General features: G+C 60.8%; 14 protein-coding genes. 8 read left to right on the plus strand and 6 right to left on the minus strand.

The genetic code is table 11. The annotated features are described in order from the left end of the window. Window positions 1-19 precede the first annotated feature (19 nt). A complete protein-coding gene (locus tag ACM6IT_RS08890) occupies window positions 20-403 on the plus strand; it encodes an MAPEG family protein (RefSeq protein WP_056726529.1) in 384 nt (127 codons plus the stop codon). A 90-nt stretch (window positions 404-493) separates the two neighbouring features. On the opposite strand, the gene ACM6IT_RS08895 is transcribed toward ACM6IT_RS08890, so the two are convergent. Beyond that, window positions 494-1,666 carry a murein transglycosylase A gene (locus ACM6IT_RS08895; protein ID WP_414917824.1) on the minus strand — a complete coding sequence of 391 codons (1,173 nt, stop codon included), beginning with the start codon at window positions 1,664-1,666 and terminating at the stop codon, window positions 494-496. 128 nt (window positions 1,667-1,794) lie between these two features. On the opposite strand from ACM6IT_RS08895, the gene ACM6IT_RS08900 reads away from it, so the two are divergent. Then, window positions 1,795-2,244: a c-type cytochrome gene (locus tag ACM6IT_RS08900; protein WP_056726531.1), complete on the plus strand. Its 450-nt coding sequence runs from the start codon at window positions 1,795-1,797 to the stop codon at window positions 2,242-2,244. A 66-nt stretch (window positions 2,245-2,310) separates the two neighbouring features. Here the strand turns inward: ACM6IT_RS08900 and ACM6IT_RS08905 are convergent, their stop codons facing one another. The 4 genes from ACM6IT_RS08905 to ACM6IT_RS08920 all read right to left on the minus strand — a co-directional run bounded on the left by ACM6IT_RS08905 (window position 2,311) and on the right by ACM6IT_RS08920 (window position 6,886). Then, a complete protein-coding gene (locus tag ACM6IT_RS08905; protein WP_056726532.1) occupies window positions 2,311-2,706 on the minus strand; it encodes a DUF1090 domain-containing protein in 396 nt (131 codons plus the stop codon). Between the two features lie 96 nt (window positions 2,707-2,802). Continuing rightward, entirely contained in the window at window positions 2,803-4,482 is a 1,680-nt protein-coding gene (gene ligB / locus ACM6IT_RS08910; RefSeq protein ID WP_414917825.1) for an NAD-dependent DNA ligase LigB, read from the minus strand. Between the two features lie 199 nt (window positions 4,483-4,681). After that, on the minus strand, window positions 4,682-5,872 hold the full coding sequence (metK, locus tag ACM6IT_RS08915; protein WP_008050251.1) for a methionine adenosyltransferase: 1,191 nt from the start codon (window positions 5,870-5,872) through the stop codon (window positions 4,682-4,684). A gap of 18 nt (window positions 5,873-5,890) precedes the next feature. Then, window positions 5,891-6,886, minus strand: a complete 996-nt coding sequence (locus ACM6IT_RS08920) for an ArsR/SmtB family transcription factor (RefSeq protein ID WP_056726535.1) — start codon at window positions 6,884-6,886, stop codon at window positions 5,891-5,893. A 261-nt stretch (window positions 6,887-7,147) separates the two neighbouring features. On the opposite strand from ACM6IT_RS08920, the gene tkt reads away from it, so the two are divergent. The 6 genes from tkt (at window position 7,148) to fba (ending at window position 13,384) form a co-directional block, all read left to right on the plus strand. Then, window positions 7,148-9,145, plus strand: coding sequence for a transketolase (tkt, locus tag ACM6IT_RS08925; protein WP_056726536.1), 1,998 nt, complete (start codon window positions 7,148-7,150; stop codon window positions 9,143-9,145). A gap of 172 nt (window positions 9,146-9,317) precedes the next feature. Then, complete coding sequence (epd, locus tag ACM6IT_RS08930) at window positions 9,318-10,370, plus strand: erythrose-4-phosphate dehydrogenase (protein WP_056726537.1); 1,053 nt, start codon at window positions 9,318-9,320, stop codon at window positions 10,368-10,370. Between the two features lie 12 nt (window positions 10,371-10,382). Next, the gene (locus ACM6IT_RS08935) at window positions 10,383-11,546 is read left to right on the plus strand and encodes a phosphoglycerate kinase (RefSeq protein ID WP_056726538.1); all 1,164 of its coding nucleotides are present in this window, start codon (window positions 10,383-10,385) and stop codon (window positions 11,544-11,546) included. A gap of 34 nt (window positions 11,547-11,580) precedes the next feature. Beyond that, complete coding sequence (locus ACM6IT_RS08940) at window positions 11,581-11,802, plus strand: hypothetical protein (RefSeq protein ID WP_056726539.1); 222 nt, start codon at window positions 11,581-11,583, stop codon at window positions 11,800-11,802. A gap of 56 nt (window positions 11,803-11,858) precedes the next feature. After that, window positions 11,859-12,200 carry an MliC family protein gene (locus ACM6IT_RS08945; RefSeq protein WP_414917826.1) on the plus strand — a complete coding sequence of 114 codons (342 nt, stop codon included), beginning with the start codon at window positions 11,859-11,861 and terminating at the stop codon, window positions 12,198-12,200. Between the two features lie 119 nt (window positions 12,201-12,319). Next, window positions 12,320-13,384, plus strand: a complete 1,065-nt coding sequence (gene fba / locus ACM6IT_RS08950; RefSeq protein ID WP_007981624.1) for a class II fructose-bisphosphate aldolase — start codon at window positions 12,320-12,322, stop codon at window positions 13,382-13,384. A gap of 87 nt (window positions 13,385-13,471) precedes the next feature. On the opposite strand, the gene ACM6IT_RS08955 is transcribed toward fba, so the two are convergent. Further along, a complete protein-coding gene (locus ACM6IT_RS08955) occupies window positions 13,472-14,140 on the minus strand; it encodes a polysaccharide lyase family 7 protein (protein ID WP_056726541.1) in 669 nt (222 codons plus the stop codon). Between the last annotated feature and the right edge of the window lie 192 nt (window positions 14,141-14,332).

Below are 14,332 nucleotides of genomic sequence, written 5' to 3' on the forward strand. Positions count from 1 at the left end.
GTGAAGAAGGGACTGCTTTATGACGGTTGCTCTGTGGTGCATTTTGATTGCGATCTTCCTGCCATATCTGTGCACGGGTGTCGCGAAGGTCAGTGGCGGGTACAGACTGAAAGACAATCATGATCCACGAGGGTTTCTCGATTCCCTGGAGGGGTTGGGCAAGCGGGCGAATGCGGCGCAGCTGAACAGTTTTGAAGTGACGCCAGCGTTCGCAGCCGCGGTGATCGTGGCGCACCTGGCGGGCAACGCCGAATTGGTGACAATCAATGTGTTGTCGGTGTTGTTCATCACCAGTCGTCTGCTCTACATCATTTTCTATCTGACGGACCTGGCGACGCTGCGGTCGTTGATGTGGTTGGTGGGGATGGGGTTGATCGTGAGTTTCTTTGTGGCGTCGGTTTAAAGGCAAGATCAAAGGATTGCAGGCTTCGCCAGCTCCTACCGGGTGTCGAATGTGCCTGTAGGAGCTGGCGAAGCCTGCGATCTTTTGACGTTAAAGTTTGTCCGCCACCTGCGGCACTTGCGGTAGCACTGCACCTTTGGGCCAGAGCATCCAGATCTGTCCCTGCTGTTTCATGTCCCCGGCCAGTTGCCCGGCCGCATCGCCGGTACCCCAGAACAGATCTGCCCGAACCTCGCCGGCAATGGCGCCGCCAGTGTCCTGCGCTGCCACGGGGCGAACCAGGGCCGTGCCGTCCGGTTTTGTAGTGGACAGCCACAACAGACTGCCCAGCGGAATCACCTTGCGATCCACCGCCGCGCTGTAGCCGGCGGTCAACGGTACGTTCAGCGAGCCGCGCGGACCTTCATTGCTGTCCGGGTTTCGGGTGAAGAACACGTAGCTGGGGTTGCTGCCGAGCAGTTCGGGAATGCGCGAAGGATTGGCCTTGGCCCAGGTGCTGATGGCGCCCATGGTCACGTCTTCTTTTTTCAACTCGCCCTGTTCCACCAGCCAGCGGCCGATCGGTCGATACGGATGGCCGTTCTGATCGGCGTAAGCGATGCGCAGCTGGCGACCATTGTCGAGCTGGATACGACCCGACCCCTGGATTTGCAGGAACTGCAGGTTCATCGGGTCGGTCAGCCAGGCCACGACCGGCGCGTTGACCCCTTTGCTCTCGATGGTTGCCGCATCGTCGTACGGCTTGAGCACGCGACCTTCGAGTCGCCCGCGCAGGCGCTTGCCCTTGAGTTCCGGGTAAATGCTGTCGAGGGCGACGATGATCATGTCTTCGGGGACGCCATAGACCGGGACATTGGCAGCGCCGGTCTGGGTCAGGCTCCCGGGATAGACCGGTTCGTAGTAGCCGGTGATCAGGCCGTTGGGGTTGTCGTTGGCGGCGCGCAGGCCATAGACATCGAGGTTCTGCTGGAGAAAACCGCGAATGTCGCTGGCGGTTTGCGGCACGTTGGCAGCCGCGGCGCAGGTGCCACCCCAGACCGGGTCCGCCTTGAGTCGGGTGCAGGCGCTGCGCCAGGAGCCGAAACCGGCGACCAGATCGCTGTCGGACACCGCCGGCAGTGCTTCCCATGTGGCGCTGGAGTAGGTGGCCAGGGCGTGGGTTTTCGGTTGTTGTTTGTCGCCACCGGTGCAGCCTGCGAGCAGGGCCACCATCGGCAGGGTCCAGGCCAGGCTGTGACGCCATGCCTTGAAACGGCTGTTCATGGAGTGATTCCTTTGCCGGTTGCCTGAGCGCTCCATGTGCTCAAGCAACCCTTGTTGATAATAGGGCTATTGGTCTTTGCCGATGACGCGAGGATACTGGCCGCCGTTTCCCGTGACCTGAAGCCACCATGACTCTTAAAAGACTTTCTGTTGTATTGCTGGCCTGCCTGACGCTGTCCGCTTGTGGCGGTATCGACCCCAACTCGCCGCTCGGCCAGCGCAAGGCCATTTTCAAGCAGATGCTCAAAACTGGCGAAGACCTGGGCGGCATGTTGCGTGGACGCATTGCGTTCGATGGTCCTAAGTTCGCCGAAGGCGCGGTGAAGCTCGATGCGTTGTCCCGTGAGCCGTGGCAGCATTTTCCGCAAGTGCGCGAAGAGGATCACACCAGCGCCAAGAGCGATGTCTGGGAGCAACAGACACGTTTTCAGGCAATGGCCCGTGACCTTGAAGGCGCCACCGGTGAATTGGTGATTGCCAGCCAGGTCCAGCCCTACAAGGCTAGCAATCTGGGGCCGGCGGTGCAGAAAGTCGAAGATGCTTGCAGTGCTTGTCATAAGGCGTTTCGGGATCATTGATTGGTGTTGCTCGGTCTGACGAAGGCTGCTTCGGCAATACCAAAGCTCTTTGTTCGTTATCCGTTCTTACTTATCCAGCTCATCCAATGCGTTCTGCAATTCCTTGCGGGCATCGGCGAGTTTGTCTTTGCGCTTGTTGATCTTGTCGGGGTCGCCTTTGCTCATGGCCTTGTCGAGGTCCGCCTGACGCTTGCTGACTTCGTGCTTGGCGTCGAGCACCTTGTTTTCCCGTTCCTTCTTCAGCGAGGCGTCGGTGCAGTTGGCTTCGACTTCGCTCAGGGCCTTTTCCAGCCCGGCCTGCTGATCGGCATTGCCGTGGACCTTGGCCAATTCGATCTGGTTGACGATACCTTGCTTCTTGGCGGCGCAACCGGTCAGCCCCGGCGCTTCCTCGTCCGCCATCAACGGGGTGGCCAGCACGCTGCAAAGGGTCAACAGGGCGAGCGGTGAAAGAAGTTTCATAAAAGCTCCATGTAGGAAAGCAAGCAGACCGGTGTGGCAATGGCTTGTTGGAGCCCAGCGGTCTCCTGGGGTTCCCGGTGGGTGCAGGGTCGACCGCTAAAAGCCGTCAATCCCCGCATCACGTAACGTTTCACTCAAGGCCAGAACCTGCGGATCGCGGAAAAAAGCGTTCAGTTGCGCTGCGCGCCCTGGCCCGATATCGGCCGCGGCCCGCCATTGTTCGATGTCGCGCCGGGCCAGTGCCTGCCATGAGTCGCCGAGAGGCGCCTGGCCTGTCGGCGGTAATCCCAAGGCTTTGAGCCAGTGTATAAACGGGCGTTGCCGGGCCTGGCTGAAGCTGTCCGCAAGGCGAAGCGCACTGCGCTCGCCGAAACCGTCAATGGTAGCAAGCTCTTGGGCATCGAGGGTCAACCAATCCAGCAGACTGTTCAGGCGACCTGTTGCAAGAAGTTTTTCCCAAGTCCCCGGACCCACATTGGGCAGCGCCAGGCCCTGTTTGCTGCTGAGCCAGGTCAGGCGCGCGAGGAACTGGCTCTCGCAGCCTGGAGTCGGTTGCCAGCAACTCAATGAATGAAAGTCCTCTGCCAGGGGTGCGTTCAATTCGGCGCGCTCGCTGCTGCGCAATACAACGCTATCGAGCCTGGGAATGGTCAGCCCGGCCAGGCTGATGGCAACCTGATCACCCGGGCGGATGTCCAGCGTCTGCCAGCGTTGCAACGAACCGACGCTGACGTGTTTGATCTGCCGGTCATCGAGCTTCACCGGGGTCAGTTCAAGTACCGGAGTGATCCGCCCGGTCCGGCCGATTTTGAAGTGAACCTGGCGGACTTCGGCCAGTGCCTTGGCGAAGGGGTATTTCCAGGCAATGGCCCAGTAGGGTGACCTGGCCTGCCAGCGTTCGGCGGCTGGGCGCTGGTTTTGACGCAGGACCACACCGTCGCTGGCAAAGGGCAGGGGGGAGCTATACCAGTGTTCGCGCCAGCGTTCGGCATCGATGACTGAAGTAATTGGCTGGCTGTATGCCGTGGTATTCGGGAAGCCCAGCGCAGTCAGCGCCGCGGCACGCTCGGGCACGCTCGACGGCCCTTGGGGCCAGTCCCAGACAAACAAGTCGATGTTGGCGGCCTGTTCGGCGCTCAAGACCTTGCGCGCCATCAGGCCGGCCACCGAGCCGCGGGCATTGAGGCTGCCGGCCCGGGCCTGCACATGATCGGTCAGGCGCCAATACAGTTCGCCTTGCACGATCAAGTCCCGGGCCTGCGATAGCTGTTGCGGGATGGCCGGAATCAGCCGCGCAGGAACCGTCCAGTCCTGACCGCTCTGGCCGTCACCACGACTGATTGCCTGGGCCAACAGGCCGTTGCGGTAAACCAGGGTCACCGCCACACCATCGATTTTAGGCTGGACCCAGACGTCCACCCGGTCACGCAGCCATTTTTCCACGGCGGGCCGATCGTGCAGCTTGTCCAGGCCGGTGTGGACGATGGGGTGGGGCAAGGTGCCGCGCGCGGTGCGCAAGGGGTCTGCGGACGGGCTCAGGTTGAAGCAGTGGCGCCATTGGGTGAGTCGCGCGCGGGACTGGTCGTAGAGTTCATCGGCGACCAGTGAACGTCCCAGGCGGTGATAGCTGTCGTCCCAGAGGTCGATTTGCTGTTGCATTTTGTCGACTTCGTTCCGGGCGCGTTCGGGTGGCCAGGCCGGGCACTCGGCGGCGCTGGCGGTCAGATAGGTAACGGTCAGTAGAACGGCGAAAAACAGGCGCAGGTCGGGAAGCATCTTGAGCGTCCTTGCTCGGTGAGGTGCGTGAAGGCTAGGTCAGTATGGGGTGGCGCGCAGAGGGGTGTTTTTGCCGGGTATTTCCGGTAGCTGTGCTGGCCACTTCGCGAGCAGGCTGCGACGCGGTGTAAAGCGAATCCCAATAAAAAAGCCCCGCAGGGCGCGAACCGTGCGGGGCTTCGGGTGTTGCGGGGAATCCTTACAGGCCGGCAGCAGAACGCAGGGCGTCGGCGCGGTCGGTTTTTTCCCAGGTGAACGTGGTGAAGGTGTCGTCACCCACGGTCTTGGTCGCCGGGGTGCGACCGAAGTGGCCGTACGCAGCGGTTTCCTGATACATCGGGTGCAGCAGGTCGAGCATGGTGGTGATCGCGTATGGGCGCAGGTCGAATACTTCGCGGACCAGTTTGACGATCTTGTCGTCGCTGATCTTGCCGGTGCCGAAGGTGTTCAGCGAGATCGACGTCGGCTGGGCAACGCCGATGGCGTAGGACACCTGGATCTCGCAGCGCTCGGCCAGGCCGGCAGCGACGATGTTCTTGGCCACATAACGACCGGCGTAGGCCGCCGAACGGTCAACCTTCGATGGATCCTTGCCGGAGAACGCGCCACCGCCGTGACGGGCCATGCCGCCGTAGCTGTCGACGATGATCTTGCGACCGGTCAGGCCGCAGTCGCCCACCGGGCCGCCGATGATGAACTGGCCGGTCGGGTTGATGTGGAACTGGGTGTCCTTGCTCAGCAGTTCGGCAGGCAGCACGTGCTTGACGATCAGCTCCATCACGCCTTCGCGCAGGTCGTTGTACGACACTTCAGGGTTGTGCTGGGTCGACAGAACGACGGCGTCGATGCCGACAACCTTGCCGTTTTCGTAACGGCAGGTCACTTGCGACTTGGCGTCCGGGCGCAGCCAGGGCAGCAGGCCGGATTTGCGGGCTTCGGCTTGCCTTTGTACAAGCTGGTGCGAGAACGTGATCGGTGCTGGCATCAAAACGTCGGTTTCATTGCTGGCGTAGCCGAACATCAGGCCCTGGTCGCCGGCGCCTTGATCTTCAGGCTTGGCACGGTCGACACCCTGGTTGATGTCGGGGGACTGCTTGCCGATGATGTTCATCACGCCGCAGGTCGCGCCGTCGAAGCCGACGTCGGAGCTGGTGTAGCCGATGTTGGTGATCACGTCACGAACGATCTGCTCCAGGTCAACCCAGGCCGAAGTGGTGACTTCGCCGGCGATGATGGCCACGCCCGTTTTCACCAGAGTCTCGCACGCCACACGGGCGAACTTGTCTTCAGCAATGATGGCGTCCAGCACCGCATCAGAAATCTGGTCGGCGATTTTGTCCGGATGCCCTTCAGACACGGACTCGGAGGTGAAAAGGGAGTATTCGCTCATCTCGATGTTTTCCTGAAATTACCGATGGTGAGTGTCGCCAGCCGGTCGCTGAAAATGGCGGACCTGGATCTGGAAACCATTACGTAAGCCTACATAGAGGCTTTCCCCGGGAACGAGTCCCGCAGCGGTGGCCCAACGGGCCAGATCGTCCTGTTCAAACCCCAGCCAGAGATCACCGCAGGCCTCCTTGGCCCAACTCTGGTTGTGGCTACATAACTCTGTCACTAACAGGCTACCGCCTGATTGCAGCAAATTGGCCATGTGCTTGAGCGCATCGGCCGGCGCGGCAAAATGGTGCAGCACCATGTTCAGTACAACGCAATCGGCCTTGAGGCTGACGCCGTTCAATGCATCGGCCAATTGCAGACTAACGTTAGTCAGCTTGTCGCGTTCGCAGACCTGGCGCGCCAGTTCGAGCATTGCGCTGCTGTTATCCAGCGCCGTCACCTGCGCGAAGCGGCGCGCCAGTTCCGGCAGGAATGCGCCGTCTCCGGGGCCGACTTCAATGGCCGTGGCGTCTTTGTCAAAACTCAGCTTGTCGAGCAGGGCCACCACGCTTTCGCGGTATTGCGGCAGGCCGGCGATCAAGTCTTGCTGGGCGCGAAACTTTTCCGCCACCCGTGAGAAAAAGTCCTGGCTGGCGGCCGCCCGTTGCCCATGGACCTGAGCGATGCGCGACTGTACGTCAGTCGGCAGCGTCAGGTTGTCCACCTCTTCGAGCAAGGCGGCGTGCAATTTGCCACCCGGCAGTTCGGTGTGGGGCAGGGCGCGACGGTAGAAAATCGCGTTGCCTTCGCGGCGCGTCGCCACCAGGTCGGCCTGGGCCAGTACCTTGAGGTGGTGGCTCATGCCTGACTGACCGATGCCGAAGATCTGCGCCAGCTCCAGTACGCCGAACGAGTCGTTGGCCAGTGCGCGTAAAACATTCAACCGCAGAGGATCGCCGCCAGCCTTGCACAAGGCCGCCAGCTCATCGCAATCGTCGTGTTGAATGGATGGCACGCGTAAATTCATAAGGCCGGCAGTCTAGTCACGGGTCGAAGGCATCGCAAGAGCAATATCAAAAAGTTTTGATATTGCTCGATAGATGGCACTTCTTAACGTTAGCTTCTGTCAACAAACGGATGGCGGAAAGGTTTCACCAAGCGAAACCGTCGTTATCCATTGGAAAAACGCCTTCAGATGACTATCTGTCATTGCCCCGAGGCGTCCCGGTGAGGGAAAATGCTCGCCTTTTTTCCGTTTCGTTTTATTCAAGCCCCCAGGAGAACAGCGATGCCTAGCCGTCGTGAGCGTGCCAACGCCATTCGTGCCCTCAGCATGGATGCCGTGCAAAAAGCCAACAGCGGCCATCCCGGTGCCCCGATGGGTATGGCGGATATCGCCGAGGTACTTTGGCGCGACTACCTCAAGCACAACCCGAGCAATCCATCGTTCGCCGACCGTGACCGCTTCGTGCTGTCCAACGGCCACGGCTCGATGTTGATCTACTCGCTGCTGCACCTGACCGGCTACGACCTGTCGATCGACGACCTGAAGCAGTTCCGTCAACTGCACAGCCGCACCCCGGGCCACCCGGAACTCGGCTACACCCCGGGCGTCGAAACCACCACCGGTCCACTGGGCCAGGGCCTGGCCAACGCCGTGGGTTTTGCCCTGGCTGAAAAAGTCATGGCGGCGCAATTCAACCGTCCTGGCCACAACATCGTCGACCACCACACCTATGTGTTCCTGGGTGATGGCTGCATGATGGAAGGCATTTCCCACGAAGTCGCTTCCCTGGCCGGTACCCTGGGCCTGGGCAAGCTGATCGCCTTCTACGATGACAACGGCATCTCCATCGATGGCGAAGTCGAAGGCTGGTTCACCGACGATACGCCGAAGCGTTTTGAGTCCTACAACTGGCAAGTGATCCGCAATGTCGACGGTCACGACCCGGAAGAAATCAAGACGGCGATCGACACTGCACGTAAAAGCGAGCAGCCAACCCTGATCTGCTGCAAGACCACCATCGGTTTCGGTTCGCCGAACAAGCAAGGCAAGGAAGATTGCCACGGCGCTCCACTGGGTGACGCGGAAATCGCCCTGACCCGTGCGGCGCTGAAATGGAACCACGGTCCGTTCGAAATTCCGGCCGATATCTACGCCGAGTGGGATGCCAAGGAAGCAGGTCGCGCCGTGGAAGCCGAGTGGGACCAGCGTTTCGCCGCTTACTCCGCCGCGTTCCCGACTGAAGCCAGCGAACTGGTGCGTCGTCTGAGCGGTGACCTGCCAGCTGACTTCAGCGAAAAAGCCTCGGCCTACATCGCCGAAGTGGCGGCCAAGGGCGAAACCATCGCCAGCCGTAAAGCCAGCCAGAATGCCCTGAACGCGTTCGGCCCGTTGCTGCCTGAGTTCCTCGGCGGTTCGGCTGACCTGGCCGGTTCCAACCTGACCCTGTGGAAAGGCTGCAAAGGCGTCACCGCCGAAGACGCCAGCGGCAACTACATGTACTACGGCGTGCGCGAGTTCGGCATGACCGCGATCATGAACGGTGTTGCCCTGCACGGTGGCCTGGTGCCTTACGGCGCGACCTTCCTGATGTTCATGGAATATGCCCGCAACGCGGTACGCATGTCGGCCCTGATGAAGCAGCGTGTGATCCACGTCTACACCCATGACTCCATCGGTCTGGGCGAAGACGGCCCGACTCACCAGCCAATCGAGCAACTGGCCAGCCTGCGCTGCACGCCGAACCTCGATACCTGGCGCCCAGCCGACGCCGTTGAATCGGCGGTGAGCTGGAAATACGCACTGGAGCGCAAGGACGGTCCTTCGGCCCTGATCTTCTCCCGTCAGAACCTGCAGCACCAGACCCGCGACGCCGGCCAGATCGCCGACATCAGCCGTGGTGGCTATGTGCTGAAAGACTGCGCGGGCGAGCCTGAGCTGATCCTGATCGCCACCGGTTCGGAAGTCGGCCTGGCCGTTCAGGCCTTTGACAAACTTACCGAGCAGGGCCGCAAGGTTCGCGTGGTTTCCATGCCGTGCACCAGCGTGTTCGATGCCCAGGAAGCAGGCTACAAGCAATCGGTCCTGCCGTTGCAGGTCAGCGCCCGTATCGCCATCGAGGCCGCTCACGCGGACTACTGGTACAAGTACGTGGGCCTGGAAGGCCGCGTGATCGGCATGACCACCTACGGCGAGTCGGCGCCTGCTTCGGCCTTGTTCGAAGAGTTCGGCTTCACCCTGGAAAACATCCTGGGTCAGGCTGAAGAGCTGCTGGAGGACTAAGCACGACGCGGTGGTTTCACGACCACCGCGGTCCCCTGTAGGAGCTGCCGAAGGCTGCGATCTTTTGATCTTGTTTTTAAGATCAAGGTCAAAAGATCGCAGCCTGCGGCAGCTCCTACAGGGTTTGTGAAGTTAACGAGATTTCGATCCGCCCGCGTCTATCGAGAACCCCATGCCTCAACCGCGTCCCTACAAAGTTGCACTCAACGGCTACGGCCGGATTGGTCGTTGCGTCTTGCGTGCGTTGTTCGAGCGAGGCTCGACGGCTGGGTTCGAGATTGTCGCGATTAACGATCTGGCGGACATGGCCAGCATCGAATACCTGACACGCTTCGACTCCACCCATGGCCGGTTCCCCGGCGAAGTGAAGGTCGACGGCGATTGTCTGCATATCAATGGCGACTGCGTGAAGGTCCTGCGCAGTGCCACCCCCGAAGGCATCGATTGGGCGTCCCTGGGCGTCGATCTGGTGCTGGAGTGCTCCGGCGCTTACCACACCCGCGAAGACGGCCAGCGTTTCCTCGACGCCGGCGCCCCGCGTGTGCTGTTTTCCCAGCCGATGGCCAGCGAGACGGACGTCGACGCGACCATCGTCTACGGCGTGAACCAGGATTGCCTGACCGGCGACGAGTTGCTGGTGTCCAACGCGTCCTGCACCACCAACTGCGGCGTGCCGTTGTTGCGTCTGCTGAATCAGGCCATTGGTCTGGATTACGTGTCGATCACCACCATTCACTCGGCCATGAACGATCAGCCGGTCATCGATGCCTACCACCACGAAGACCTGCGCCGTACCCGTTCGGCGTTCCAGTCGGTGATTCCGGTGTCCACCGGTCTGGCGCGAGGTATCGAGCGCCTGCTGCCGGAACTTGCCGGCCGAATTCAGGCCAAAGCCGTGCGGGTGCCGACGGTCAACGTGTCCTGCCTCGATATCACGATGCAGACCGCCACCGCGACCGACGCCACCGAGGTCAACCGGATCCTGCGCGAAGCCGCCACCAGCGGCCCGCTCAAAGGCCTGCTGGCTTATACCGAGTTGCCTCACGCAAGCTGTGATTTCAACCATGACCCACATTCGGCCATCGTCGATGCCAGTCAGACCCGCGTTTCCGGCCCACGGCTGGTGAACATCCTGGCCTGGTTCGACAACGAGTGGGGTTTTGCCAACCGAATGCTGGACGTTGCAGAACACTATCTGCAAACAGCAACTTCAAAAAAACCGTAGGAAGTGCGACCCATGACCGTGTTGAAGATGTCCGACCTCGATCTGCAAGGTAAGCGCGTATTGATCCGCGAAGACCTCAACGTCCCAGTCAAGGACGGTGTTGTCACCAGCGATGCGCGTATCCTGGCCTCGCTGCCGACCATCAAGCTGGCCCTGGAAAAAGGCGCGGCCGTGATGGTCTGCTCGCACCTTGGCCGTCCGACCGAAGGCGAGTTCTCGGCCGAGAACAGCCTCAAGCCAGTCGCCGACTACCTGAGCCGTGCCCTGGGTCGTGAAGTGCCGCTGGTAGCCGATTACCTGGGCGGTGTCGACGTGAAAGCGGGCGACATCGTGCTGTTCGAAAACGTGCGCTTCAACAAGGGCGAGAAAAAGAACGCTGACGAACTGGCCCGGCAATACGCCGCCCTGTGCGACGTGTTCGTGATGGACGCCTTCGGCACCGCTCACCGTGCCGAGGGTTCGACCCACGGCGTGGCCAAGTTCGCCAAAGTCGCTGCTGCCGGCCCGCTGCTGGCCGCTGAACTGGAAGCACTGGGCAAAGCCCTGGGCGCCCCGGCCCAGCCGATGGCGGCCATTGTTGCCGGTTCCAAGGTGTCGACCAAACTCGACGTGCTGAACAGCCTGAGCCAGATCTGCAACCAGTTGATCGTTGGTGGCGGTATCGCCAACACCTTCCTGGCCGCCGCCGGTCACCCGGTCGGCAAATCCCTGTACGAGCCGGACCTGCTGGACACCGCGCGCGCCATCGCCGCCAAGGTCAGCGTACCGCTGCCAGTAGATGTGGTGGTTGCCAAGGAATTCGCCGAAAGCGCCGTTGCGACCGTCAAGCTGATCGCTGACGTCGCTGCCGACGACATGATCCTGGACATCGGCCCGCAGACCGCTGCCAACTTCGCCGAGCTGCTGAAGTCGTCGCAAACCATCCTGTGGAACGGTCCGGTCGGCGTGTTCGAATTCGATCAGTTCGGTAACGGTACCAAGGTGCTGGCCCAGGCCATCGCAGACAGCGCAGCGTTCTCCATCGCTGGCGGCGGCGACACCCTGGCGGCCATCGACAAATATGGCGTGGCCGAGCAGATCTCCTACATTTCTACCGGTGGCGGCGCGTTCCTCGAATTCGTCGAAGGCAAGGTCCTGCCAGCCGTTGAAGTCCTGGAAAGCCGGGCCAAGGCCTGAGGGTCGCCCGTTTGACCAGGCAGGGAGTGTTGAAATGGTCAAGACGTTAGCGCTGTTGATCGTCGCAGGTTCGCTGGTGGCGTGCGGGAGTAACCCGAAGGCCACCCCGGAGCCTGCGCCGTCCGAGTCGGACAAAGGCTGCTACCAGGCTGACTGGCAGGCGGAAACCAACCCGGTGCTCAACAAGCGTTCCGGGCCGGAAGGCCTGGACAAATACGAGACCCAGGCACCCGCCAAGGAACATGGCTGCCCTTGACGGGTCTGACTCATTACTCAGGGCTGGCAGCGTGCGCCGTCAGTCGAGGGACACGGATGAAAGGTTTTATCGCCGTTGCGGCGCTGACGTTGTTGGCCGGTTGTGCTCAGTTCAATCAGTTGAACCCGTTCCAGTCGTCCGCGCCTGTGGATAACTGGACCGCCTGGACCTGCGACAGCCAGGCCAAGGTGCTGTGGCGCTACACCGACGACAGCCGCAGGGAAGTCGACGTGCGCCTGGGCGGTGCCGATCAGGTCTACCGCCTGAAGCAGGAACCGGGTGCATCGGGTTCGCTGTACAGCAATGACATGCTGGCGTTCCACATAAAAGGTGAGGAAGGCTTGGTTTACTGGGTCGCCACCAATGATTTGATCGGCCGTGGTTGCAAGGCCGAGTAAAACGAAGAACACCGAATCCGCAGCCCGGCTTAACCCCCGATCTGCAAAAACTTGAATAGCCGCCGCCGCTCCGGCAGGCTGGCACGATTAACGACCCTCAACCGGGAGAGATACACACAATGGCACTTATCAGCATGCGCCAGATGCTGGACCACGCAGCCGAGTTCGGCTACGGCGTTCCAGCCTTCAACGTCAACAACCTTGAGCAGATGCGCGCCATCATGGAAGCCGCTGACAAGACTGACTCCCCGGTGATCGTCCAGGCTTCGGCCGGTGCTCGCAAATACGCCGGCGCACCGTTCCTGCGTCACCTGATCCTGGCTGCCATCGAAGAATTTCCGCACATCCCGGTGTGCATGCACCAGGACCACGGCACCAGCCCTGACGTCTGCCAGCGCTCCATTCAGTTGGGCTTCAGCTCGGTGATGATGGACGGTTCCCTCGGTGAAGACGGCAAGACCCCGACCGACTACGACTACAACGTCCGCGTTACCCAGCAAACCGTCGCCATGGCTCACGCCTGTGGTGTTTCGGTAGAAGGCGAGCTGGGCTGCCTGGGTTCGCTGGAAACCGGCATGGCCGGTGAAGAAGACGGCATCGGCGCCGAAGGCGTCCTGGATCACAGCCAGATGCTGACCGACCCGGAAGAAGCCGCTGACTTCGTAAAACGCACTCAGGTGGATGCCCTGGCCATCGCCATCGGCACCAGCCACGGCGCCTACAAGTTCACCAAGCCGCCTACCGGCGACGTGCTGGCCATCGACCGTATCAAAGAGATCCACAAGCGCATTCCGAACACTCACCTGGTGATGCACGGTTCGTCTTCGGTTCCGCAAGAGTGGCTGGCGATCATCAACCAGTACGGCGGCGACATCAAGGAAACCTACGGCGTACCGGTTGAAGAAATCGTCGAAGGCATCAAGCACGGCGTGCGCAAGGTCAACATCGACACCGACCTGCGCCTGGCATCCACTGGCGCCATGCGTCGCCTGATGGCCACCAACCCGAGCGAGTTCGACCCGCGTAAATTCTTCGGCGCCACCGTCACCGCCATGCGCGATGTATGCATCGCTCGCTACGAAGCCTTCGGCACTGCCGGCAACGCTTCGAAGATCAAGGCGATCTCGCTGGAAGGCATGTATCAGCGTTACCTGAAAGGTGAGTTGAACGCCAAGGTCAACTGAGCCTGAGCGTTAAACTGCCTTGATGAAAAACCCGTCGAGAGGCGGGTTTTTTGTGGGCCAGAGAAATGTATGCCACGGGCTATCGGGCTATTGATTGTGATCGATATCCAGCTTGCTGAAGGTCACCTTGCCGCCTTCGGTGGTGTACCCGGTGTTGTCCTGCACATAGACCCCGGCCTTGAAGTACAGCGGTTTGTCGCGCCAGGTTGTGCTGATTTGCGTATCCCACTGATAACCTGCCGCGCTGATGCCCAAGGCGCCACCGGGGCTGAGGTGTATGAGGTAGTTGAACTCCTGGTCGAGTTTCACCCCCGTCGCAACGATGATCACCCGGCCAGTATCGTCATCGGGATGCATCCGGACCTTGGCGACGATATTGCCGGTGCCTGTACTGGTTTTGTATTGGTATTCGACCTTCACCAGAGGTTTCTGGCTTTGATAGGCATGGATCTGGCCGATGACGACCTTCCCGGAACTCGGCACCTGGTTTACTGCCAAAGTGGCATACAACAAATTGTCGGCCTCCGGGTAGTACCAGTTTTTCAACGTGCCGTTGCTGTAGGTTTCACGCAATTCGGTGCGCGGATAAATCGCGTTTTCGGTACGGGAACCGGTCACGGGCGTCCAGAAAAACAATGTGCCGGTGTCGGAATGGAAGTATTGATCCTTGAAGCCATCCACCAGTTTGGCGGTTTCGACGGTGTACGGCGGGCTGCCAACGGGAACGCTGAGGTTCCAGGTTGCGAGGTCGATCATGTCGGTTCTTCCACTGGGTTCATGCTGCACGGGCGTGCCAGAAGCTCTAGACCGCACCTTTGGGGCGGCCTTTATAAGCGTAGCGGGGGATTTTGTTAATGCTCCCCTGACGGGTGGTTGACGTCAACATCCTGTCGAAATGCCATCTTTCGGGTTTTCACCGGACTGGGCATTCGACCGTTAGTCGGTAAA

This window comes from Pseudomonas sp. IT-P4 (assembly GCF_949767755.1).
Taxonomy (GTDB): Bacteria; Pseudomonadota; Gammaproteobacteria; order Pseudomonadales; family Pseudomonadaceae; genus Aquipseudomonas; species Aquipseudomonas monachiensis.